This is a genomic window from Actinoalloteichus sp. GBA129-24 (genome assembly GCF_001941645.1).
GTDB classification, from domain to species: Bacteria; Actinomycetota; Actinomycetes; order Mycobacteriales; family Pseudonocardiaceae; genus Actinoalloteichus_A; species Actinoalloteichus_A fjordicus.
On sequence record NZ_CP016078.1, the window covers coordinates 1 to 18,935 of the forward strand.

Sequence of the window (18,935 nt, forward strand, 5' to 3'; positions counted from 1 at the left end):
TAATCGAGTTGCGATGCTAACTGGCATACTAGCGCAGTGAGACTTCCAGCGCAGCCACTACCCTCCGATCTCATCGACGCGCTGTACGCGCTGCCGCCAGGCGACACGACAGGGGTCGTCTACCTGCGGATCTCTCGAGATCGTGATCACGACGCGGATGGGGAGGTCAATCAGCTCTGGGACATTCTCCCGTTGGCCCGCCGTATGGGTGTCCGCGTCGTGGGCGTGTACCTCGACAACGACATCAGCGCTACGACCGGATCGCGCAAACGCACCGAGTACTACGAGATGCTGGAGATTTTGAAGCGGGATAGCGCTCGCGTAGTCCTGTCGTGGCACTCAGACCGGATGCACCGCAACAACCGTGAACTCGAGGACTACATCGACATCTGCGAGCCTCGCGGCATCCTGACGCACACGGTGCGCGCGGGGACGATGGATCTCTCGACGGCGGTCGGTCAGGCCGCAGCGAGGACGTTTACGGCGTGGGCGGGGGCGCAGGCTCGGCAGACCGGGGAGCGCCTGGCGCTCCGGCAGGCGGCGAACCGCCGGGAGGGGAGGTGGGCCGGGGGGATACGGCCTTTTGGCTGGGAGCTGGACGGCGAGTCGCTGCGGGCGGCAGAAGCAGCGGAGATCCGCTGGGCGACCCAGGCCGTCGTCGAGGGGGATTCGCTGCGGGTGATCGCGCGGCAGATGAACGCGAGGGGATCACGGGGGACGCGGGGGAAAGAGTGGATTGCGTCGACGGTCAAGCAGATCTTGATGCGTCCTCGAAACTGCGGGCTGATGTCGCACGAAGGTCAGATTGTGGGTCGCGGGCGGTGGGCTCCTGCGGTGTCCGAAGAGGAGTGGCGGGCGTGCGTGGATGTCCTCGAGCGGCGGGGAGCGCGGTCAGTGGAGCGGGGCGGCCGTCCGCCCCGCTGGCTGGGCGCGATGCTGTACATCTGTGGCGGGTGCGGGCAGCCGACGCTGCGGGGGATGCCGGTGGCTGGGGGGAAAGGTCAGGCGAAGTACGCGTGTGCACCGAAAGTGGATCGGCTGCCTGGCGTTCGGCATGTGACCCGTCAGGCTGCGGCGCTGGATGCGTGGGTGCAGGAGGCGCTGATCGAGCGGCTGTCCCGGCCGGACGCGGTGAAGTTGCTGCGGAGGCCGGATCACGCGAGAGCTGAGATCGATGTTGCCGCGCTGCACGCGGAGCTGGCTCGCCTCCATGGAGTCCTCGAGGCGCTGGCCGAGGACTACGCCGACGGTGCGCTGACGAGGTCAGCGATGCTGCTCGGCACCGAGCGGGCGCGGCACCGCATAACGGTGGTCGGTGACGAACTTGCGGCGGCGTCGGAGGCCGACCCGCTAGCAGCAATTGTCGGCACGGATGTGCGGCGTGAGTGGTTCGGCACCGAGGATGGCGGCATGCCGGGGTACTCGTTGGAGCGCCGCCGGGCGATCCTGCGTCGCCTGGTGGACGTGTGGGTGATGCCTGCGTCGCCTGGGCGGCGAGCACCGAGCAAGGAGTGGTGGAAGGATATCGACTTGCGCTGGAAGGACTGAATATTAGGTTAGGTCGTCCTAACATTACATAGGTGGACCATTGTTAGTTTCGCGCCCTTCCTATCTGGCTGCACATTATTCCGAGGACGCTCCCGGCCGCCCGGCCGTGCTTTCCTGAATCATTTTAGAACGTTGGCGAACTGCGGCCGGGTGGAGGATGACCAGCGCCGGGGGCCGGTGCCGGCGGTCGGCCAACCGTAGCGCGATCGCGAGGTCTCCGGGGGAGACGTCGCTGGTCGGGGCCGGTTCATCTCTCGCTCTGACTAGCGTCTCGATCCGCGTGCCGACCATTGCGACGCCGACGAGGATGGCGCTGGCGATCCACGCGGAGAGCGCTAGATCCCACCATGTTTCCCACGCATCGGCGTAGTGGGAATTGCTGTCGCCGATGGCGGCGAGAATTCCCACCACAGCTGTGCAGGCGGCCCAAATTGCTGCGGATAATTTGATCAAAGCTCCCCCTCGCGACTATCCCCCGGTAGGGAGAGTATCCCCCAGATGGGTGCTGTGCGTTACAACATCCGGGGGTGTCGCGTGGGATTTCGCCCGATTGCCCTGAGCGTCGGCGCTCTGCGTGACTACCTGCTGTCCCTCGCCTGCCTGCCTGCTTCCCAGCCCGCCACCCACATGCGTAGGCGATCGTCGCCAAGGCGAGTCGCAATCACGTTGAGTACACGCAGGGCGGCGGCCACCTCGGTCGGAGTGAGCTCGCCCTGGTCGTCATCGAGCCTCGACATGAGGTGATCGACATCGACATCGTCGATGGTGCCGCCCGGCAGGAGCGGCTCAATCGGGCGTGGGTCGGTGATGTCGCCGTCGAGTACGGCGGGGATGGTGCCAGCCGACCATTCGACGGCCTCCTCGATGCGGCGCGCACTGGCGTCTCTGATCGTGACGTCGTCGGCGTCCAGGAGGGATTTGAGCGGGTCGAGGGAGACCCCTGCCTTCCGGGCGAGTGCGGTCCTGCTGAGTCCGAGTTGTTGTCGTGCGTCGTCGAGGAGGGTGGCGAGGCGGCGGCGGGTGGCGGGGGTGGACATGGCACTGATTGTTGCGTGTGCGGAGTGCGCGGGTCGCGTCGGAGCGGCAGATCCGGCTGGTCGGTCTAGCAGGTCAGACCACATGGGCGCATAATCTGTCAGTACTGGGTTGTTAATCTGACAGAGTCCGTCTACTCTGACAGACATGACGACGCACTGTAGAACCCTCGGACGGGAGATTCGCTCCCTCCGACGCAGCGCGGGCATGTCGATTCGAGCGCTCGCTCGGACGATCACGATCGCGGGACACCGAGTCCACGAGGACACGATCAGCAACGTCGAACGCGGGCGGCGCAACGCCTCGCCCGCGCTGGAGGTTGCTATCGCTCGGGCGCTTGACATCCCAGTTGAACGGATCACGACTCGGTGTGCCTGCGAGTACGACCAGGCAGCGGCATGACCCGCCCGGTTCTGTGCGCGGGAGCGCTGGCAGCGGCGCGTGCCAGCGCGGCGGCGGCCCCGCCGCTGTCCGAGGAGACCCGTGCGGCTCTCCGCCTGCTGCTCGCGCCGACGACGCCGCCGACTCCGGTGTCCGCGTCGGTTCGACGCGACACCCGCCGCGCTGCCTGACCCCACACATGAAGCGGGGCCGCTCAGCAGCCACTGAGCGACCCCATGATCACGAGAACTGAGGTCTCAATGATCAACCACCATCGTATCGCCCGAGACGCAGAGCGGGACGTGAGCCGCCGGGAGTCCGTGGCACGGGCCACGGAGGCGCAGCTGGCGCGCATCCGCCAGCAGGACCGGGACAACGCCACCGAGCAGTGGCCGCCGGTCACGCCGGAGCAGAAGCGGGCCGTGCTGGACCTCTACTCCCAAGGCCTCACGGCCGCCCGCGCCGACGTCGTGATCCGTGAGCGCTACGGCGTCCGAATCGACCGGTTTTTGCAGGTGGTGAACCAGATCCGCAAGGACATGACGGTGTTCCCCGACCGCGCCCTGGAGTGCAACCGTCTGGCCCGGCTGACCTCGAAGCGGCGTGAGCTGCGCGAGCGTGCCGCCGCGATGCGGGCGACTGGAGGCGCGGCATGACCGCCACCCTGGACCTGCCCCTGGTCAACGGCCTATACGTGACGGCTCGGCGGCCTGACGGGCACTGCTCGAACGGCCACCCGATGACCATCGACAACATCATGATCAAGAAGTCGGGCTCGCCGCGCTGCCGCGCCTGCACCAGGTCGGTCACCCGCCGGTCCCGTCGCCAGTCGACACTGCGCGGCCTTGCACCGCGTCCGATCCCACGCCCTGCCCCGGTGCCGTACAACGCCGCCGCCGAGCTGGCGGCGGAGACGGTGGAGGCGTTCGAGCACCGTCCGCGCACCGGGAGTTGGTGCAACGACGCGGCCTGCCGTGATTCCGAACCCGATCTGTTCGAGGAGGCGTCGGACGAGGAGTCCCGCCGGTCCGGTGGTCGTCCCGCTCGTCTGCCTCGGGTGCGGGAGGCGTTGTCGATCTGCGGCCGGTGCCCGGTGCGGTCCCAGTGTGACGCGACGGCGATGTCGCAGACGGATGTGGCGCCGTCGGGTGTGGTGGGCGGCCGGTACTACAGCGCGAAAACCGGTGCGGCGCAGCTTCGTCGGGCGCGGGCTGTCGGCGGTGTGTCGTGACTGCGGCGGTGGTGTACAGCCACATGTGGCCGAACGGTCGGTGCGCGGCGGGCCACGAGGTGACTGAGGCGTCGGTGGTCTTGGACTCGGCGGGTCGACGTCGGTGCGGCGATTGCCTGCGGGCGGAGAAGAGGTCGGCGCAGGTTCGTCGCGCGGAGCGGGCCCGATCGCATGTCGGACCGGCGGTGCGTGAGGCGCCGCCCTCGTCCTGGATGGCGTCCCCGGTGATGCCGTGCCGCGACGAGGACCCCGAGCTGTTCTTCCCGGTGGGAAGCACCGGACCTGCGCTGGATCAGATCGATGAGGCGAAGGCCGTCTGCCGCCGCTGCCCGGTGTCCTCCGAGTGCCTGAGCTGGGCTTTGGAGAGCGGGCAGGCCTACGGGGTGTGGGGCGCGATGTCCGAGGACGAGCGGCGGGCGCTGAAGCGTCGCAACAACGGGACGAGGCGGACGGCATGAGCCTGACGGTCACCCACCGACGAACTCTCGCTCCCGGAGACGACCTGCTTGGTCTGGTAGACGCGATGGTTCGCCGTCGCGTCCCCGGCTGGGCTGAGGTGTCGTACCTGTCGCCCGACGCGGCGCTGGTGGTAGTGTCGGTGCCGCTGGACGAGCCGCACGTCGTGGCCGTCCACGCCCGGACGGATCTCGCCGTGTCGGTGACAGCGGACCGGGAGCCGTGGGAGCTGCACGAACTGCTCCGGGCACTGCGCCCCGCCGACGACGAGCCACGGGGCAGCCGTGCCTTCGACTACAAGACCTACCTGAATCTTGCCCGGAGGGCCGCATGAGCATCACCCCAGAGCAGCAGGCCGCGTTGCGCGCGCCGTTCCCGGCCGAGTGCATCGGCAAACTTCCCCGCATTACATGCCCGGCATGTCGAGACGCCCAAGGGAAGTCCTGCGGGAAACACCAGAAGTCCAAGTGCGGGGTCTGCACCCAGTGGATCACCAGCGCCCACATGCACCTCGACTTCGTAGGCCACGCCGACGCCACCGACCGACTGCTCCAGGTCGACCCCGAGTGGACGTGGGAGCCGGTGGCATTCGACCAGAAGGGCTTGCCCGCCCGTGATGAACAGGGCGGCATGTGGATTCGACTGACGGTCGCGGGGGTGACCCGACTCGGGTACGGGCACGCCGAGGGGAAGAAGGGTGGGGACGCGGTCAAGGAGATCATCGGAGACGCCATCCGCAACGCCGCGATGAGGTTCGGGGTGTCACTGGACCTGTGGCGCAAGGAAGGTGCCCCCGTGGACAGCGCACCAGCTGCCGTCGAGGCCGCTGCCCCGGTCGACGAGGCGTCGCAGTTGCGTAACGAGATCGCCGCGTTGGGCCAGAAGCGGGGTTTCACGTTGCCCCAGATCGCCGACGGGTTCTCGGGCCAGACCGGCCAGGACATCCGATCGGCGTCGGTCAAGGCTCTGCGGCAGTTCAAGACCTGGCTGACCGAGCACGTCGAGTCCGAGGAGCGTGCGGCATGAGCGCGCCCTACGAGCCGCTGTCTCCCGTCGACATCGAACGCAAGCTCCGCGCCTGCGTCAATGATCTCGCGCGGGCAGAGAGGAGCCTGCGCGTCGCGCGGGACGTCGAGACCATGGCGGAGTTGGACTACCGGTCGGTGCACCGCCGGGCGATGCTCAGCCCCGACGCCCCTCGGGTGACGCGCGGCGGGACGACCACCGCCGAGCGGGATGCGTGGGTGGACGACCGGGCATCTGAGGAGTATAGGGCGTACCGGCTGGCGCAGACCGGACGGGAGGCGGCGCAGGATCACCTGCGGACGGTGCGGGACGTCGCTGCGACGGTGCAGTCGCTTGGCGCTCTGGTTCGGCAGGCGTACGCGATGGCGGGTGCGGCATGACCGCCCGCCGTCTGACACTCACCCAGCTGCGGGCGGACACGGCGGGCGCGGTCGACATCGACACCGCCCTGCCGTCGCCGTTCGCGACGTGGCCCTGGCCGCGCTGGTCCACGTCCCGGCCGTGGGCCGTGGGCGTGGCGGGTGACGTGCCCACCGTGTACGGCACCACCGAGACGGAGTCCGCCGCAGCTGCGGCGGCCGTCCAGCTCTACATCTCGTGGCTGGCCGGGTCCGTCGTCCTGGACGACCTCGCCAAGCGCCGACTCGACCACCTCGCGCTGATCCCGGTGCTCGCCGGGCGCGACCTGGCCTGCCGGTGCGCCCTGGACGTCCCCTGCCACGGGGATGCGCTCCTCGTCCTCGCGTCCGGGGTGTCGCCGCTGGTGCTGCTGGAGGACCTGAGGGAGGTGGCGGCGTGAGCCGTTACTGCAGATCCGAAAAGCTCGCTTGGTCCACCGAGGAGCGTGCCCGCGCCGAGCTGGACGCCTGCCGCCGTCAGGCTGCTGCCGGGGATGAGCGCCGCAGGGAGTGCGCGGTCTACCAGTGCTACTGGTGCGGCTGGTGGCACCTGACCTCGCGTCCGAGGCAGGTGGCCGCGTGATCACGGTGACCGATCTGTTCTGCGGTGCGGGTGGGAGCGGGCTCGGCGCGAGCGTCGTCCCCGGAGTTGAGCTGCGGATCGCGGCCAACCACTGGCCGCTCGCGATCGAGACGCACGCCGCGAACTTCCCCGGCGTTGAGCACGACGTCGAGGTTCGCCGCTACCCGAGGACGAACATCCTGTGGGCCAGCCCGGAATGCACCGCGCACTCCCAGGCTCGAGGTGTTCCTCGTGCGCACCAGGAGCCGGACCTGTTCGGGGAGACGCTGTCCGACGAGGCGTCGCAACGTTCTCGCGCCACGATGTGGGACGTCCCGCGGTTCGCGGAGTACCACCGCTACGACGCGATCATCGTGGAGAACGTCGTCGATGCCGCGCTCTGGCCGCTGTACCCGGCGTGGCTGCACGCGATGCGGCTGCTCGGATACCGGCACCACGAGGTGTACCTCAACTCGATGCACGCCCCGTCGGTCGCTGCACCGCGGGCCCCGCAGAGCCGGGACCGGCTGTACGTCGTGCTCTGGCGGGAAGGCAACCCCGCCCCGGACCTCGAGATCCGCCCGGAGGCCTGGTGCGCGCCGTGTGATCGTCGGGTCCGGGCCGTGCAGGCGTGGAAGAAGACGGAGCGGTGGGGTCGGTATCGGGCTCAGTATGTGTACCGGTGCCCGAGGGTGGAGTGCCGGAACGGCATCGTCGAGCCGCACGTGTCTCCTGCGTCCGACGCGATCGACTGGTCCGTGCAGGGGCAGGTGATCGGCGAGCGGAATCGCCCGCTCCGCCCGGCGACGCTGGCCCGGATTCGGGCCGGGCTCGAGCGGCACGCCGGGGTGCCGACCCTCGTCCCCGCCGGGGGCACGTGGAACTCCTCCGCTAGCCCGGTGACCGCCCCGTTCCGCACTCGCACGACGCGGGAGACCGAGGGTCTGCTGGTGCCGTACTACGGGTCGTCGGAGTCGGCGGTGCCGGTGTCCCGACCGGTCGGCACGCTCACGACTCGGGATCGGTACGCCCTGGTCGAGGTCATTGATCGGTCTGTGGAGCAGTCGCGGTTCCGCATGCTCCTCAGCCCGGAGGTGCAGGCCGCGATGGCGTTCCGGCCGTCGTACCGGGTGCTGGGGACACGCCGCGAACAGATCAAACAGCTCGGCAACGGGGTCACCCCGCCTGCGGCGGAGTTCTTGATCCGCGCTGTCGTCGCGTCCCTCGGCGTGGCGTTGTGAGGCCGACCCGCCGCCCGTCCCCGATCCCGCTGCACGGCATCGCCTGCGCCGCGTGCCAGCAGCCCGCCCGCGCCATCACCACGTCCGGGCTGGTGGTGCACGTGGACCCGCGCTGCCGACCCTGCCCCGGACCCAACCCCGCCCTCCCCGCGAAGGAGACCCCGCCATGTCCGTGACCCTGCCCACGAGCGCCCTGCTGGGAATGCTGGCCGACCTGTTGCACACCTGCGACGACAACCCCGAGGTCGCGACCGGCTGCATCCTGGTGCACACCGCGCTCGCCGACGACCCGATCGACGTCGGCCGGACCACCGTGCTGTCCGGCACCTCCACGTCATCCACCACCGGTCTGATCGGCCACTGCCGTGAGGTCGCCGACGGCACGCTGGCCCCAGTCCTGCTGCCGAACGACGGCGTGTCGATGACCATCGCCGCGTTCAAGCCGCTCTTGGTCGAGGAGCGGCGCAACGAGATCACGACCTTCCTGCGTATCACCGCCGACGCGGGCCGCATCCTCATCAGCCGGGTCGACGACCCCGGTCTGTTCGAGGTCGACGAGCAGCAGAAGCAGGTGCGGTTCCCCGCCGGGAACCTCGCCAAGTTCCCGAGGAGCGTCTGGTCCGCGCTGGCAGAGGAGCACGTCGCGGGCGAGGAGGACGTCGTCGGCCCGCGGCGGGTTCTCCCGCTGGAGGCGGCGAAGGCGTTCGTCTCGGTGGCCCGCCGCCGCAAGGGGAAGTTCGAGACGTTCTCTCCGCACCCGTCGGCCCCGACCCGAGTTCAGGTCGGCCTGACCTACCAGGGCTTGATTCCCGCGCCGTCTGAGGAGGACGGCGTCACGTCGACCATCCCGACCTTCGATGTGATCCACCCACCCCTGCCGGATCAGGAGCTGACGCCGGTCCTCCGCCCGACCGGGTGACCAACGGTGGCCGCCAGCCTCGCGCTGGCGGCTCGCCGTGGCTGCCCGACAGGAGAGGGGGAGCAGGCCATGAGCAAGAAGACCGGGCCGACGAAACAGCAGGCCGACTTGGTTCTCGCACGTTCGGGGGGATTGTGCGAGAGGTGCTGCCGAGAGGGACACCAGATTCATCACCGGAGGCCCCGAGGAATGGGCGGCACATGCCGAGCAGATACCAACTATCCATCCAATCTGGTGCACCTCTGTCATTCGTGCCACGAATGGGTGGAATCGAACCGAACGCAGGCGTTGGCCGACGGGTGGTTGATCAGACAGGCCTCGCCGCTGCCGCCGTCCGACGTGCTCGTCCTACTCCGCTTCGGCTCGTCCTACCTCACTGACCAGGGAGGAATCGCTGTCGAGCACCCAGAGGACGCGGCGATCAGGTGGGCCGCCGCCGACATGTCCGGACGGGCGAGACGAGACCGAGCAGCGTGACGGACCTGACCAGCAGCGGCGAGGGAAAGAGGTGCGGAATGGGAACCAAGAATCGGCGTAGCCCATTCGGCGGCCTCGTGTCCCGTGCCACCATGGGAACGGCGCAATGCGCTAGTCGGAATGCCGAACTCGAGGGCGCGTCAGGTATGATCGAGCCACAAAAGAAAAGCGGCCCGGAGAGGTGCGTCAACACCTCATCCGGGCCTACCCCGTATCCATCCTGCGACGATGAAGGGGGTGACGTCAGTATGCCTGTGCATCAGCATACTGCACTCAGCCACCCGTCGGTACTTCCCGACACCGCCCGCCGCGCTCTCGCGTATCCGGGCCTGCACTCCGTTCGCGCCATCTGTGCGCTGCTCGTCCCCGCAGGCGAGATCGTGCCGCCCGGCGGTGGCCGATGAGTTGGATCAGGGAGGGCAACGTCCCTCGGATCATGATCCCTGCGGCGATCTTCCCGAAACTCGTCGCAGGAGTTCCCGCCGCCCGCGCCTACGCGGCTCTCGCGATGCGTGCCGACAACAAGACCGGGGTCTCCGACTCGACCACCGAGCAGATCGCCGTCGACGCCGACATGAGTCTGAGTCAGGCGAAGGCCGGCGTGAAGCGCCTCATCGACGACGGCTGGCTCACCAAGATCAGGCAGGGGAACTCGTCGCAGTCCAACCGGTACCAGCTTCACACGACCCCGGCGGACAGGTCGGAAATCCGACCGGTCGACCAGCCGGGAATCCGACCGGTCCTCACCCAAACGGAGCAGTCGGAAATCCGGCTCGGACAGGTCGGAAATCCGGCTCGGACAGGTCGGAAATCCGACCCCCCTCTTGTATTTACTCTTGGCTCTTCTCTTGGAACAGACACCCCGGCCGCTCCGCAGCCGGGTTTGTCCGACGGCCAGGCCGCACTCGACGGGATGCCGACCACCCCTCCCAAGACAAAGCCGAAGCAGGCCGCCAAGGCGCAGGTTGACCCCGAGGCGTTCGACCGCTTCTGGGCCGCCTATCCGAAGAAGGCCAAGAAGCCCCGTGCCAGGACGGCGTTCGAGAAGGCCGCCCAGTCGACCCCGGTCGAGGAGATCATCACCGCCGCCGAGGCCTACGGCGAGCACTACCGGGGCCGGGACATCACCTGGGTTCCGCACCCCTCGACATGGCTGAACGACGAGCAGTGGGCCGACGAACTCCCGCCGCACCGCCATCTCCGCGCCGTGTCCGGCGGGCACCAGCCCCACCAGGACCGCGCTCCCACCGCCGGATTCCGAGGACGGATCTGACCCATGACCACCATCGCCCGCGTCGAGGACTTCGACGCTGACCACCTCGACCCGACCCACGTTCAGAAGTCCCGAGAGAAGGCCGGGGAGCTTCTCCGGGCATCCCTGCCCGCCCGGTACCGATCGGCCACTGTGGACGAACTGAGCGCCCGGAAATGGGTCTCTGGAATCGTTGCCGAGGCCGTGGCGACCGGTCACCCCGTGCCGAAGGTCGAGTGCGCCCCGTCGCTGCTGTTCCTCGGCACCGTCGGCAGCGGCAAGACCTGGACGGCCTTCGGCATCATCCGAGCCCTCTCCGCGTCCGGGCTGCGCCTGTCCTGGGAGGCCGTGACCGCCGCCGACTTCTACGCCGCGCAACGCGGCAGCGACCACCCTGAGGCGGCCTACCAACGCTACGCCCGAACCCCGCTCCTACTCCTCGACGACCTCGGAGCCGAGAAGACCTCGGAGTGGACGGAGCAGCAGCTCTACCGCCTGATCAACCACCGGTACACGCACATGCTCCCGATGCTCATCACGACCAACCTGCCCGCCGCCGAGCTGCGCCCGAAGTTCGGCGACCGGATCGCATCCCGCATCGGGCAGATGTGCCACCAGATCGAGCTCGGCGGACACGACCGCCGCGAACCCGCCGGAGACCTGTGATGACCGAACCCGCCATCCCCGACACCCTCCCGCAGGACGAGGCCGCCGAACGGGGCGTCCTCGGCGCGATGCTCCTCGACAACCGGGTCATCGGCGCCGTCGCCAACATGATCGCTGGAGGCGACTTCTACCGGCTCGCCCACCAGGTGATCTACGAGTCGATCCGCCGCCTCGACGACCGCGGCGACCCCGCCGACCCGGTCACCGTGGCAGCCGAACTCGACGCCGTTGGGCAGCTCGCCCGCGTCGGCGACCGCCCCTACCTGGTCGGGCTCCTCGGGGACGCCCCCGTCGGCGGCTCGGCGACCTACTACGCGGCGATCGTCGCCGAGAAGGCCATGCTCCGCCGGGTGGTCGCCGCAGGCCAGCAGATCACCCAGGTCGGGATGCTCGGCGGGGACGGTGCCCCGGTCGAAGACGTCCTCGAAGCCGCGCAGCAGGCGCTGTTCGGTGTCCACGGCCAGGCCGATGACGACCTCTCCGACCTCGACGACCTCTACTCGGAAACCTCGGACTGGCTGGACGACCCCACCGAGGAACCGGGTCTGCCCACCGGGCTCGCCGACCTGGACCGGCTCCTGAGGATCACGCCGGGATCGGTGACAGTGGTCGCCGCCCGCCCCGGCGTCGGCAAGTCCGTGCTGGGTGTGCAGCTGGCCGCGCACGTCGCCGCCGCTGGGTCCCCGGCGCTGATCTGCTCGCTGGAGATGTCCAAGCGTGAGCTGATGCTGCGGATCATGGCGAGTGACGCGCGAGTGAACCTCTCGGACCTGGTCGCCAAGAAGCTGTCTGACGCCGACAGGATGAAGGTCGCGAAAGCCCAAGGCAAGGCGAAGGGCCGTCCTCTGCGGGTGACGGAGATGGTGTCTGGCGGGGTCGCGAAGATCCGTCGATACGTCGCCGACGCCGCCCGTCGCGGCGAGCCGTACAGCCTTGTGGTCGTCGACTACCTCCAGCTGATGCAGCACCACGACCCGAGGGTGTCGCAGCGGCAGCAGCAGGTGTCCGAGATGAGCCGGGCACTGAAGCTGATGGCGAAGGAGTTCGGGGTGCCCGTGGTGGTGGCCTCGCAGCTCAATCGCAACTCGGAGACTCGGCAGGACAAGAAGCCGCTCATGTCGGAGCTGCGCGAGTCCGGCGCCATCGAGCAGGACGCCGACAACGTCCTGCTGTTGCACCGTGATGACGATCTGAAGCCGGGCGAGATCGAGATCATCATTGCCAAGCAGCGGCAGGGGCCGACGGGGGTGGTGGTCGGTGCGTTCCAGGGCCACTACCAGCGCATTGTGTGCATGTCGAACCAACTGGAGCCATGATCCGGGTGTGCCCGCAGGCCGTCCTGCGGGCAACCGGGCGGCTAGTCGGCGGGGGCTCGCACGATCAGTCGGATGTTCTCCCGCGTGTAGCCGGTGATCCGGGCGATCTCCGCTTGGCGGACGCCGTCAGCGTCAGCGGCGCGGATCGCGTCGGCGAGCCGGGTTCGAGCGTTCGCGAGGACGGTTTCGGCGCGGCGGAAGGCGGTGGCGGCTTTCTTGAGGTCATCGGCGGTGTCTGTCATGACGTGATGGTCTCACAACCAGGTTGGCGAAACTGTTTTGCCAACTGGAGTCGCCAAACGACTTGACAACCACAACCGGGTAGGCCAAACTTGTTGGCATACGGAGAGAGCGACACCACGGAGGCGGAGATGAACGCAGCAGCCGCGCTGAACACGGAGCTGGACGATCTGATGAGCAACACCACCAGCCCGGTCCTGATCGCCACGCTGGCGGCACTGGACGGCTACACCGATGGCGCGGCGTGGCTCCTCCGCACCCGGATCACCACGGAGCTGGAAACGAGGTACCCGAAGGCATCGCGGGCGATGGACGCGGAGTTCGCCCGCGCCGAGCGGGAGGGCACCGTCGGCGAGTTCGACCAGTCGGCGATTCTACTGGCCGCCATCGAGCAGATCGGAGCGTGACCTGATGAACATCTACCTGATTCGACGCTCCATGGACGGCCCGTCGCCCGACGCCGCCTACGCCATGGTCATCGTCGCCCGGAACGACGCCGCAGCGCGCCGGGCCGCCGTCGGAGCCTCCCAAGGTGGAGCCGAGGCAGTGGCGTGGATGGACGCGACGACCGAGCTGATCGGCACCGCCGCAAGCACCGCGACCGACGGAACGGCGGCCCGCGTCATCCTCGACGACGCCACCGCCTGACCGACCCCCTCCCCACCTCCGTGGGGGTGCCCCGGCCGGGGCGTCCAACCTCCAAGTAAGCCGCCCCGGCCGGTCCTACACAACACCCGCCTCCGCCCCTTGCTGGGGGCAGATCGGAGCACACACATCATGCCGGCTCTGCTGGATCACTCGAACCGCATCACCCGCGACTCCTACCGCGACATCGAGATCGCCTACTCCGCCGGTCAGATCGTCGCCGTCGTCGTCCGCCACGGTGACCTCGCCGAGGTCACCCGACCCGACGGCGTGACCACCACGACGGTCGGCCAGCGCGGCCTGCTGCGCGAGCTGGACGCCGCCCACGACGCCGCTCACGGCCCGCTGTGGCCGACGGCGGAGGAGACCCGCGCCGCGTCCCTGCTCGCCGAGTCCGACGCCGTCGACGGTGTGCTCCTCGACGAGGTCCGCCGGGTCGCCACCGACCACCCGACGGGGCTGCCGTCCCTGACGGACGACCAGTTGGCCGCCCTGATCGTGTGCGTCCGCCGGGGCTCCGCCTCGCTCGCCGTCCTCGGCAGCTGACCCTCCCCGCACCTCCGCTCCCGCCCGGTGACCCCGACCTGGGCGGGAGCGGACACCAACCGTCCACAAAGGACTGTGTCGAAGGGCTGAAGATGCAGCGCGAAGAGACCTACTACCAGATCGAGATCACCAACGTCCGTCTCGGACTCGATCTCCGAACCACGTGCCACGACACCGTCGCCGAGGCGCTGGCGGAGCTAGCTACTAAGACGTGGCACCACGCGGACACGGTGGCCCGCGTGGTCCAGGTGCACGCCGTCCGAACCACCGTCGTCCTCACCGAAGCCGAAGAAGACGACGCATGGGCCGAGAATGCCCGCCGCGACCGCCAGCGCTGACGTTCCCCGTCGTCCCCGTCTCGTACGGGGTCGGTGGAGTCCGCCAGACAGGCAGACAGACGGAGGGAAGCCGCATGACCGACTCGCTCCAGTCCCGCATCAAGGCCGTCATCGTCGCGAAGAACGACGAGTTCTTGCAGGAAGAGGACTACGAGTACCGCATCGATGAGGACGCCATCGACCAGTGGGCCGACACCATCGCCGCCGCTCTTGCCCCGCGCATGTGGGCAGACGGCGAGACGGTTCCCGGCGGCCTCGTCGTGATGGAGGCAGACGGCGAGATCAACGACGACCGGATCGGGCTCGGCGATGGATCTCTGAACGAGGACGGGACGCCTATGGGGATCTCCTACTCAGGTCCCGTGTGGGAGGTGACCCTGCCGGAGATCCCCGCCGAGTACCGCGAAGACGACGAGGAAGACGAGGACGACGACTTCGACGACGAGGACTGACCCACCAGCCCCGGACGGACCCGCCCGCCCGCGCATCAGGCAGCGCACCGGGGCACCAGACACCCGCGACGAGACGAGAGGAACCCCCGTGATCGCAGTGACCAACACCAGCAGGACCACCTGTTCGTGCCCCGGCGGTGGCGACCCCGACGGCTGGATGGACCCCACCTGCCCCGTCCACGCCGCACACCACGCCCGCGCACACCGAGAGGAGCAGGGCCGATGACCCAGCCCGCCACCGAGACCAACCCGCCGACCGTGGTCTACCGGGTGACCTGCGACTCCTGCCGCACCGTGCAGGGCGTCAGGCTGCCCGCCGAGGTCCACACGATCACGGCGTATGAGTGCGCGTGCGGATGGATCGGCATGTTCCAGCCGGAGCCGACGTGATCGTCGAATACCGCGTCCTCGTGAGGCCCGCCGACGGGATCGGCGTGGAGGTGCACCCGGCCAGCACGGTCGGGCACGCCACTGCACTGCACCGGCAGGCGCCGGGATCGCGCATCGAGCAGCGGCTCGTGGAGCCGTGGCGGGACGTCACCGAGCTGCTGACCCCGGAGGACGCCCGATGAGCGACGACGAGATCGAGTCCACCGCCGAACTGCTCGCCGAGACCACCGGCCTCGACATCACCACCCTCGACCGGGCCGACGGCCTCGACCACGCGCTGATCCTCGCCGCCGAGCTGCTCGCCGAGCACCGACTCGGCGGCTACGACCGGGGCTGCGTGCAGGTAGAGCAGCACATCGACGTCCTCACCACATACCGCGAGGACGTCCTCGACGCCCGACGCAAACAAACGACGAAGGAGAGCACCTGATGGCAGGCGAAACGACGATCACCGTGGTGGGGAACCTGACCGCCGATGTCGACCTCCGATTCGTCCCGAAGGGCGACGCGGTCGCGTCGTTCACCATCGCCTCGACCCCACGCACCTTCGACAAGCAGAGCGGCGAGTGGAGGGACGGCGACGCCCTGTTCCTCCGTTGCTCACTGTGGCGGCAGCCGGGCGAGAACGCGGCCGAGTCGCTGAGCCGGGGCACCCGCGTGATCGCGGTCGGACGGCTGAGGCAGCGCAGCTACGAGAAGGACGGCGAGAAGCGGACCGTCGTCGAGCTTGAGGTCGACGAGATCGGCCCCTCGCTGCGGTACGCCACGGCCGCCGTGCGCAAGGTCGAGCGGGGAGGAGCGGCGCCGTCGCGACCCTCGCAGGCCCCCGCCGACGACCCGTGGGGCGGAGCACCTGCAGTCGGCAACCGCGAGGAGGTGCCGTTCTGATGCTGACCGCTGCGCAGCACATCCTGACCTGCCACAGCCCGACGGCCGCCGCCGCCGTGGTCGCCGAGGCCCGCCGCGTCGGCCACGCCGCGCGGAAGACCGGGGCCACCCTCGTCATCGACTCCACCGGCTCACTCGGATGGATCGCCGACCTCGCGAAGTGGGCGAGGCGGAACAACTACGCCGCCTCCGAGGAGGTGGGCTACCTCATCCACCGACTCGACCTCCCTGACCTCGAACCGAAAGGACCCGCCATGACCCCCGAGCACCTGCACGCCGTCGAGACGATCGACCTCCAGGACGCCATCGACGCCCTCGCCGCAGCCGCCGCCGCAACCGAAGGCGAAGTCGGCGAACGCCTCGCGCGTCTCCTGGTCGCCGCCCGCCAGCTCCAGCAGGACCTGAACGACCTCGTCACCGACGTCCTGAACACCTGACCAAGGGAAGGCCAAGCCGATGAGCGACACCACCTACACCGAGGCTCAGCTACGCGAGTACGCCACGTACGTGATCACCGAGCACGCCAGGGACGTCGAGTACCTGTCGATCGGCGAGATGGCGGATGGCCACCTGGGCGGGGATCTGTCCGACGAGCAGCACCGCCGGGTGTCCGAACTGATCCGGGGCGCGTCCGTGGCCGTGATCCTGCCGACTGACTGACGCCGGTGCCCTCTGTCGCCCCGGACCCCGATGCCGGGGCGGCGGTGGACACCGAGAACAGAGAGGACCTCATGATCAACGACCACGTCACCGAGTGCCCCGCCTGCCACGGCGACTATCTGATCGAGACCCACTGTGAGGACCGGGACTGCCTGGGGCTCCACTGCGGCATCTGCCGGTGGGGGTGTGACCAGTGAGCACCCAGGCAGATCAGATCGTCGCGGCCGTCGTAGCCGACACCAACGAGTACGCGTCCGACGTCGTAGACCGCGTCGACCCCGGCGCCCGATCCGTCGACTACAGCATCGTCCGGCTGGAGAACGGCCGTCCGTACTACGTCCGACGCCGCCAGGTGTGGCGCCTGACGGACGGCGCGTTGTTGGCCGCCGAGTGGACCGAGGGCCTTGGGAAGCACGCCTACGAGGACCCCTGCCCCGAGGCGTACCGGGTCGTGGCCCGCGAGGTCACCGCCGTCGAGTACGTGCGGGAGGACCCGCGTCCTGTCCTACCGGACGACGGCACGACCGTCGCCAGCCTGCGCGCCGAGATGCGCGCAGCGGGACTGTGCGACGACGTGCGGGAGGAGTCGTGACCGTCGAGGCCGACCTCGCTACCGCACTGCGCCTGCTCGACGACCTCACCGACCCCGACCCGTGCTGGTACGACCACCACGGCGGATGCCAGGCCCACGGCGTGCCCGACGCGGGGGGCAGCTGCCCGAACTCTGAGGCGGCCGAGCTGCTCGCCCGGCTGTCCGGCGGACCCCGGACGGTGGCGCTCCGCGAACTCGCCACCGACCTGATCCTGTCGTCCGCCCGAGACAACGACGACCCCGACGCGATCGCCGAGGGCGCCGGCGACACCGACCTCGGCGATCTGACACTCGCCGAGGTGGAGCAGGTGGCCCGCATGATCGCGCAGGCCACGATCACCGTCGAGATCCCGACGACCTTGGAGGACGAGTGACCCAGCCGAAGAAGATCCGCAGCCGCGAAGAGCTGTACCGCCGGGTGCTGTCCACCGACCCGCAGGACGTCGCTGACCGCGAGGCGATGCCACTCGTAGCGCAGATCTACGCCTCGATGCTTGTCGCCGTCGAGCTGCAACTCGTCGCCACGCTCGCCGGGAGGCCCGGCCGCGAGTTGGAGATCACTCGCGTGCGCCGTGCGATCGGCGGCGGACATGGCTGACCCCGTGCAGACCCACGACGAGATGAAGAAGAAGTACACCCCGATCGGAGTCGGGAAGTGAACGATTCGGTGTTCGTGGCCGGCCATCCCGCCCCGCAGGGTTCGAAACGCCACGTCGGACGGGGAATCCTCGTGGAGTCCTCGAAAGCGGTGAAGCCATGGCGGGAATCCATTCGGTGGGCGGCCTCGGGAATGACCCGGCACGGCGCAGGAGAACCCGTTGCCGTCGACCTGGAATTCGTGATGCCCCGGCCGACGAGCACGCCGAAGCGGCGGACACCGCCCGCAGTTAAGCGTCCTGACCTCGATAAACTCGTCCGCGCCGTGTTCGACGCGCTCACCTCGGCGGGCACTATCGCGGACGATTCGCAGGCAACGGAACTGCGCGCGCGGAAACGGCTCGCGGAACTCGACGAGATCCCCGGAGTGCATATCCGGGTCATGTCGGCGAATGCGAATGCCGAACTCGAAATGGTAGAATCGGCCCAGTGAAATAGGCGTCGGGCGGGTGTCCGAATCACCCGCCCGACCGTCGGATAACACCTAGGAGGAATCCGACATGGAGAATCGTAACAGTCTCACGATCAGCAAGGATCACCTGCGCATCCTCGATGTGGATGCGAAGGAGGCCACGTCATGAGCACCCACACCGAGGGGGAGATCCTGGCGTGGGTCGAGGCCGGACTGCTGACCTGCGACGCCGACGACGTGTGGTGGGCGCGGCAGCCGGTCGGCCCGGTCCTCCTTGACCCGCAGGGGCAGGCCTCCGCCTCATACCTCCTCTGGGAGGGACGCATCGTCTCCCCGCGTGGCGGACCGTGCGAGCTGACCCAGATCGGCCGCGACCTGCTGGCCGTGTACCGAGACCAGGCCCTCCGGGAGGACGTCGACGCGCCCGGCCCCTTCGCGCCGGGCGACACGGTCTCGCACCTGGACCGCGCCACCGGCCTCACCCGCCGGGGCACCGTGATCACCGTGGGAGCGGAGGACGCACTGGTGCGGTTCGCCGCCGACGAGTTCGAGTTGATCCGCCACTCCGACCTCATCGTCCTGCACGCCCCTGCCTGACCCGCCGGCC

The 18,935-nt window shown here is 69.0% G+C and carries 36 protein-coding genes; 34 read left to right on the plus strand and 2 right to left on the minus strand.

Annotated elements, in window-relative coordinates; genetic code table 11:
* Positions 1–36 precede the first annotated feature (36 nt).
* Entirely contained in the window at positions 37–1,548 is a 1,512-nt protein-coding gene (locus tag UA75_RS31020) for a recombinase family protein (protein ID WP_075740684.1), read from the plus strand.
* A 578-nt stretch (positions 1,549–2,126) separates the two neighbouring features.
* Here UA75_RS31020 and UA75_RS31025 read toward each other — a convergent pair.
* Complete coding sequence (locus UA75_RS31025; protein WP_075740685.1) at positions 2,127–2,585, minus strand: hypothetical protein; 459 nt, start codon at positions 2,583–2,585, stop codon at positions 2,127–2,129.
* A 145-nt stretch (positions 2,586–2,730) separates the two neighbouring features.
* Between UA75_RS31025 and UA75_RS31030 the strand changes: the two genes are divergently transcribed.
* The 15 genes from UA75_RS31030 (at position 2,731) to UA75_RS31095 (ending at position 12,508) form a co-directional block, all read left to right on the plus strand.
* Complete coding sequence (locus UA75_RS31030; RefSeq protein ID WP_075740686.1) at positions 2,731–2,985, plus strand: helix-turn-helix domain-containing protein; 255 nt, start codon at positions 2,731–2,733, stop codon at positions 2,983–2,985.
* A complete protein-coding gene (locus UA75_RS33615) occupies positions 2,982–3,155 on the plus strand; it encodes a hypothetical protein (RefSeq protein WP_157434175.1) in 174 nt (57 codons plus the stop codon). Before UA75_RS31030 ends, UA75_RS33615 begins: the two co-directional genes overlap by 4 nt.
* A gap of 45 nt (positions 3,156–3,200) precedes the next feature.
* Positions 3,201–3,620 carry a hypothetical protein gene (locus tag UA75_RS31035; protein WP_157434176.1) on the plus strand — a complete coding sequence of 140 codons (420 nt, stop codon included), beginning with the start codon at positions 3,201–3,203 and terminating at the stop codon, positions 3,618–3,620.
* A complete protein-coding gene (locus UA75_RS31040) occupies positions 3,617–4,195 on the plus strand; it encodes a WhiB family transcriptional regulator (protein ID WP_075740688.1) in 579 nt (192 codons plus the stop codon). The genes UA75_RS31035 and UA75_RS31040 overlap by 4 nt, the downstream gene beginning before the upstream one ends.
* A 212-nt stretch (positions 4,196–4,407) precedes the next feature.
* Positions 4,408–4,653, plus strand: a complete 246-nt coding sequence (locus UA75_RS31045) for a WhiB family transcriptional regulator (protein ID WP_075743815.1) — start codon at positions 4,408–4,410, stop codon at positions 4,651–4,653.
* A complete protein-coding gene (locus tag UA75_RS31050) occupies positions 4,650–4,985 on the plus strand; it encodes a hypothetical protein (RefSeq protein ID WP_157434177.1) in 336 nt (111 codons plus the stop codon). The genes UA75_RS31045 and UA75_RS31050 overlap by 4 nt, the downstream gene beginning before the upstream one ends.
* Positions 4,982–5,677 carry a hypothetical protein gene (locus UA75_RS34210; RefSeq protein ID WP_198044262.1) on the plus strand — a complete coding sequence of 232 codons (696 nt, stop codon included), beginning with the start codon at positions 4,982–4,984 and terminating at the stop codon, positions 5,675–5,677. Before UA75_RS31050 ends, UA75_RS34210 begins: the two co-directional genes overlap by 4 nt.
* On the plus strand, positions 5,674–6,057 hold the full coding sequence (locus UA75_RS31060; protein WP_075740691.1) for a hypothetical protein: 384 nt from the start codon (positions 5,674–5,676) through the stop codon (positions 6,055–6,057). Before UA75_RS34210 ends, UA75_RS31060 begins: the two co-directional genes overlap by 4 nt.
* On the plus strand, positions 6,054–6,476 hold the full coding sequence (locus UA75_RS31065; RefSeq protein ID WP_075740692.1) for a DUF4326 domain-containing protein: 423 nt from the start codon (positions 6,054–6,056) through the stop codon (positions 6,474–6,476). Before UA75_RS31060 ends, UA75_RS31065 begins: the two co-directional genes overlap by 4 nt.
* A 178-nt stretch (positions 6,477–6,654) precedes the next feature.
* Positions 6,655–7,878 carry a DNA cytosine methyltransferase gene (locus tag UA75_RS31070; protein ID WP_075743816.1) on the plus strand — a complete coding sequence of 408 codons (1,224 nt, stop codon included), beginning with the start codon at positions 6,655–6,657 and terminating at the stop codon, positions 7,876–7,878.
* Between the two features lie 166 nt (positions 7,879–8,044).
* Positions 8,045–8,797 carry a hypothetical protein gene (locus UA75_RS31075; RefSeq protein ID WP_075740693.1) on the plus strand — a complete coding sequence of 251 codons (753 nt, stop codon included), beginning with the start codon at positions 8,045–8,047 and terminating at the stop codon, positions 8,795–8,797.
* A gap of 264 nt (positions 8,798–9,061) precedes the next feature.
* Entirely contained in the window at positions 9,062–9,274 is a 213-nt protein-coding gene (locus UA75_RS33620; RefSeq protein WP_157434178.1) for a hypothetical protein, read from the plus strand.
* Between the two features lie 400 nt (positions 9,275–9,674).
* Positions 9,675–10,547, plus strand: coding sequence for a hypothetical protein (locus UA75_RS31085; RefSeq protein ID WP_075740695.1), 873 nt, complete (start codon positions 9,675–9,677; stop codon positions 10,545–10,547).
* 3 nt (positions 10,548–10,550) lie between these two features.
* Complete coding sequence (locus UA75_RS31090) at positions 10,551–11,192, plus strand: ATP-binding protein (protein WP_075740696.1); 642 nt, start codon at positions 10,551–10,553, stop codon at positions 11,190–11,192.
* Positions 11,192–12,508, plus strand: a complete 1,317-nt coding sequence (locus UA75_RS31095; protein ID WP_075740697.1) for a replicative DNA helicase — start codon at positions 11,192–11,194, stop codon at positions 12,506–12,508. Before UA75_RS31090 ends, UA75_RS31095 begins: the two co-directional genes overlap by 1 nt.
* A gap of 41 nt (positions 12,509–12,549) precedes the next feature.
* Here UA75_RS31095 and UA75_RS31100 read toward each other — a convergent pair whose 3' ends face one another.
* On the minus strand, positions 12,550–12,750 hold the full coding sequence (locus UA75_RS31100) for a hypothetical protein (protein ID WP_075740698.1): 201 nt from the start codon (positions 12,748–12,750) through the stop codon (positions 12,550–12,552).
* Between the two features lie 129 nt (positions 12,751–12,879).
* On the opposite strand from UA75_RS31100, the gene UA75_RS31105 reads away from it, so the two are divergent.
* The 18 genes from UA75_RS31105 (at position 12,880) to UA75_RS31180 (ending at position 18,925) form a co-directional block, all read left to right on the plus strand.
* Positions 12,880–13,155: a hypothetical protein gene (locus UA75_RS31105; protein WP_157434179.1), complete on the plus strand. Its 276-nt coding sequence runs from the start codon at positions 12,880–12,882 to the stop codon at positions 13,153–13,155.
* 4 nt (positions 13,156–13,159) lie between these two features.
* Positions 13,160–13,396: a hypothetical protein gene (locus UA75_RS31110; RefSeq protein ID WP_075740700.1), complete on the plus strand. Its 237-nt coding sequence runs from the start codon at positions 13,160–13,162 to the stop codon at positions 13,394–13,396.
* Positions 13,397–13,525: 129 nt separating this feature from the next.
* The gene (locus tag UA75_RS31115) at positions 13,526–13,939 is read left to right on the plus strand and encodes a hypothetical protein (RefSeq protein ID WP_075740701.1); all 414 of its coding nucleotides are present in this window, start codon (positions 13,526–13,528) and stop codon (positions 13,937–13,939) included.
* Between the two features lie 92 nt (positions 13,940–14,031).
* Positions 14,032–14,277 carry a hypothetical protein gene (locus tag UA75_RS31120; RefSeq protein ID WP_075740702.1) on the plus strand — a complete coding sequence of 82 codons (246 nt, stop codon included), beginning with the start codon at positions 14,032–14,034 and terminating at the stop codon, positions 14,275–14,277.
* 74 nt (positions 14,278–14,351) lie between these two features.
* Positions 14,352–14,729 carry a hypothetical protein gene (locus UA75_RS31125; RefSeq protein ID WP_075740703.1) on the plus strand — a complete coding sequence of 126 codons (378 nt, stop codon included), beginning with the start codon at positions 14,352–14,354 and terminating at the stop codon, positions 14,727–14,729.
* 88 nt (positions 14,730–14,817) lie between these two features.
* Complete coding sequence (locus tag UA75_RS33625; RefSeq protein ID WP_157434180.1) at positions 14,818–14,955, plus strand: hypothetical protein; 138 nt, start codon at positions 14,818–14,820, stop codon at positions 14,953–14,955.
* Positions 14,952–15,119, plus strand: a complete 168-nt coding sequence (locus UA75_RS33630; protein ID WP_157434181.1) for a hypothetical protein — start codon at positions 14,952–14,954, stop codon at positions 15,117–15,119. The genes UA75_RS33625 and UA75_RS33630 overlap by 4 nt, the downstream gene beginning before the upstream one ends.
* Positions 15,116–15,301, plus strand: a complete 186-nt coding sequence (locus tag UA75_RS31130) for a hypothetical protein (protein ID WP_075740704.1) — start codon at positions 15,116–15,118, stop codon at positions 15,299–15,301. Before UA75_RS33630 ends, UA75_RS31130 begins: the two co-directional genes overlap by 4 nt.
* Positions 15,298–15,549, plus strand: a complete 252-nt coding sequence (locus tag UA75_RS31135) for a hypothetical protein (protein ID WP_075740705.1) — start codon at positions 15,298–15,300, stop codon at positions 15,547–15,549. Before UA75_RS31130 ends, UA75_RS31135 begins: the two co-directional genes overlap by 4 nt.
* Entirely contained in the window at positions 15,549–16,007 is a 459-nt protein-coding gene (locus UA75_RS31140) for a single-stranded DNA-binding protein (RefSeq protein WP_075740706.1), read from the plus strand. Before UA75_RS31135 ends, UA75_RS31140 begins: the two co-directional genes overlap by 1 nt.
* On the plus strand, positions 16,007–16,444 hold the full coding sequence (locus UA75_RS31145) for a hypothetical protein (protein ID WP_075740707.1): 438 nt from the start codon (positions 16,007–16,009) through the stop codon (positions 16,442–16,444). Before UA75_RS31140 ends, UA75_RS31145 begins: the two co-directional genes overlap by 1 nt.
* A gap of 19 nt (positions 16,445–16,463) precedes the next feature.
* Positions 16,464–16,667 carry a hypothetical protein gene (locus UA75_RS31150; RefSeq protein ID WP_075740708.1) on the plus strand — a complete coding sequence of 68 codons (204 nt, stop codon included), beginning with the start codon at positions 16,464–16,466 and terminating at the stop codon, positions 16,665–16,667.
* A gap of 5 nt (positions 16,668–16,672) precedes the next feature.
* Positions 16,673–16,864: a hypothetical protein gene (locus UA75_RS31155; RefSeq protein WP_075740709.1), complete on the plus strand. Its 192-nt coding sequence runs from the start codon at positions 16,673–16,675 to the stop codon at positions 16,862–16,864.
* Complete coding sequence (locus UA75_RS31160; protein ID WP_075740710.1) at positions 16,861–17,259, plus strand: hypothetical protein; 399 nt, start codon at positions 16,861–16,863, stop codon at positions 17,257–17,259. Before UA75_RS31155 ends, UA75_RS31160 begins: the two co-directional genes overlap by 4 nt.
* Positions 17,256–17,633 (plus strand): hypothetical protein, encoded by a 378-nt coding sequence (locus UA75_RS31165; RefSeq protein WP_075740711.1) that lies wholly within the window; start codon positions 17,256–17,258, stop codon positions 17,631–17,633. Before UA75_RS31160 ends, UA75_RS31165 begins: the two co-directional genes overlap by 4 nt.
* Positions 17,630–17,857: a hypothetical protein gene (locus UA75_RS31170; RefSeq protein WP_075740712.1), complete on the plus strand. Its 228-nt coding sequence runs from the start codon at positions 17,630–17,632 to the stop codon at positions 17,855–17,857. The genes UA75_RS31165 and UA75_RS31170 overlap by 4 nt, the downstream gene beginning before the upstream one ends.
* Before the next feature lie 57 nt (positions 17,858–17,914).
* On the plus strand, positions 17,915–18,349 hold the full coding sequence (locus UA75_RS31175; protein ID WP_075740713.1) for a RusA family crossover junction endodeoxyribonuclease: 435 nt from the start codon (positions 17,915–17,917) through the stop codon (positions 18,347–18,349).
* A 144-nt stretch (positions 18,350–18,493) separates the two neighbouring features.
* The gene (locus UA75_RS31180; protein ID WP_075740714.1) at positions 18,494–18,925 is read left to right on the plus strand and encodes a hypothetical protein; all 432 of its coding nucleotides are present in this window, start codon (positions 18,494–18,496) and stop codon (positions 18,923–18,925) included.
* Positions 18,926–18,935 lie beyond the last annotated feature (10 nt).

What these genes read in the sequence shown, in the direction of transcription:
- UA75_RS31025 (WP_075740685.1), bottom strand. Translation starts at nt 2,585, where the DNA reads ATGTCCACCCCCGCCACCCGCCGCCGCCTCGCCACCCTCCTCGACGAC.
- UA75_RS31030 (WP_075740686.1), top strand. Translation starts at nt 2,731, where the DNA reads ATGACGACGCACTGTAGAACCCTCGGACGGGAGATTCGCTCCCTCCGA.
- UA75_RS33615 (WP_157434175.1), top strand. Translation starts at nt 2,982, where the DNA reads ATGACCCGCCCGGTTCTGTGCGCGGGAGCGCTGGCAGCGGCGCGTGCC.
- UA75_RS31035 (WP_157434176.1), top strand. Translation starts at nt 3,201, where the DNA reads ATGATCACGAGAACTGAGGTCTCAATGATCAACCACCATCGTATCGCC.
- UA75_RS31040 (WP_075740688.1), top strand. Translation starts at nt 3,617, where the DNA reads ATGACCGCCACCCTGGACCTGCCCCTGGTCAACGGCCTATACGTGACG.
- UA75_RS31045 (WP_075743815.1), top strand. Translation starts at nt 4,408, where the DNA reads ATGGCGTCCCCGGTGATGCCGTGCCGCGACGAGGACCCCGAGCTGTTC.
- UA75_RS31050 (WP_157434177.1), top strand. Translation starts at nt 4,650, where the DNA reads ATGAGCCTGACGGTCACCCACCGACGAACTCTCGCTCCCGGAGACGAC.
- UA75_RS34210 (WP_198044262.1), top strand. Translation starts at nt 4,982, where the DNA reads ATGAGCATCACCCCAGAGCAGCAGGCCGCGTTGCGCGCGCCGTTCCCG.
- UA75_RS31060 (WP_075740691.1), top strand. Translation starts at nt 5,674, where the DNA reads ATGAGCGCGCCCTACGAGCCGCTGTCTCCCGTCGACATCGAACGCAAG.
- UA75_RS31065 (WP_075740692.1), top strand. Translation starts at nt 6,054, where the DNA reads ATGACCGCCCGCCGTCTGACACTCACCCAGCTGCGGGCGGACACGGCG.
- UA75_RS31075 (WP_075740693.1), top strand. Translation starts at nt 8,045, where the DNA reads ATGTCCGTGACCCTGCCCACGAGCGCCCTGCTGGGAATGCTGGCCGAC.
- UA75_RS31085 (WP_075740695.1), top strand. Translation starts at nt 9,675, where the DNA reads ATGAGTTGGATCAGGGAGGGCAACGTCCCTCGGATCATGATCCCTGCG.
- UA75_RS31090 (WP_075740696.1), top strand. Translation starts at nt 10,551, where the DNA reads ATGACCACCATCGCCCGCGTCGAGGACTTCGACGCTGACCACCTCGAC.
- UA75_RS31095 (WP_075740697.1), top strand. Translation starts at nt 11,192, where the DNA reads ATGACCGAACCCGCCATCCCCGACACCCTCCCGCAGGACGAGGCCGCC.
- UA75_RS31100 (WP_075740698.1), bottom strand. Translation starts at nt 12,750, where the DNA reads ATGACAGACACCGCCGATGACCTCAAGAAAGCCGCCACCGCCTTCCGC.
- UA75_RS31105 (WP_157434179.1), top strand. Translation starts at nt 12,880, where the DNA reads ATGAACGCAGCAGCCGCGCTGAACACGGAGCTGGACGATCTGATGAGC.
- UA75_RS31110 (WP_075740700.1), top strand. Translation starts at nt 13,160, where the DNA reads ATGAACATCTACCTGATTCGACGCTCCATGGACGGCCCGTCGCCCGAC.
- UA75_RS31115 (WP_075740701.1), top strand. Translation starts at nt 13,526, where the DNA reads ATGCCGGCTCTGCTGGATCACTCGAACCGCATCACCCGCGACTCCTAC.
- UA75_RS31120 (WP_075740702.1), top strand. Translation starts at nt 14,032, where the DNA reads ATGCAGCGCGAAGAGACCTACTACCAGATCGAGATCACCAACGTCCGT.
- UA75_RS31125 (WP_075740703.1), top strand. Translation starts at nt 14,352, where the DNA reads ATGACCGACTCGCTCCAGTCCCGCATCAAGGCCGTCATCGTCGCGAAG.
- UA75_RS33630 (WP_157434181.1), top strand. Translation starts at nt 14,952, where the DNA reads ATGACCCAGCCCGCCACCGAGACCAACCCGCCGACCGTGGTCTACCGG.
- UA75_RS31135 (WP_075740705.1), top strand. Translation starts at nt 15,298, where the DNA reads ATGAGCGACGACGAGATCGAGTCCACCGCCGAACTGCTCGCCGAGACC.
- UA75_RS31140 (WP_075740706.1), top strand. Translation starts at nt 15,549, where the DNA reads ATGGCAGGCGAAACGACGATCACCGTGGTGGGGAACCTGACCGCCGAT.
- UA75_RS31145 (WP_075740707.1), top strand. Translation starts at nt 16,007, where the DNA reads ATGCTGACCGCTGCGCAGCACATCCTGACCTGCCACAGCCCGACGGCC.
- UA75_RS31150 (WP_075740708.1), top strand. Translation starts at nt 16,464, where the DNA reads ATGAGCGACACCACCTACACCGAGGCTCAGCTACGCGAGTACGCCACG.
- UA75_RS31180 (WP_075740714.1), top strand. Translation starts at nt 18,494, where the DNA reads ATGAGCACCCACACCGAGGGGGAGATCCTGGCGTGGGTCGAGGCCGGA.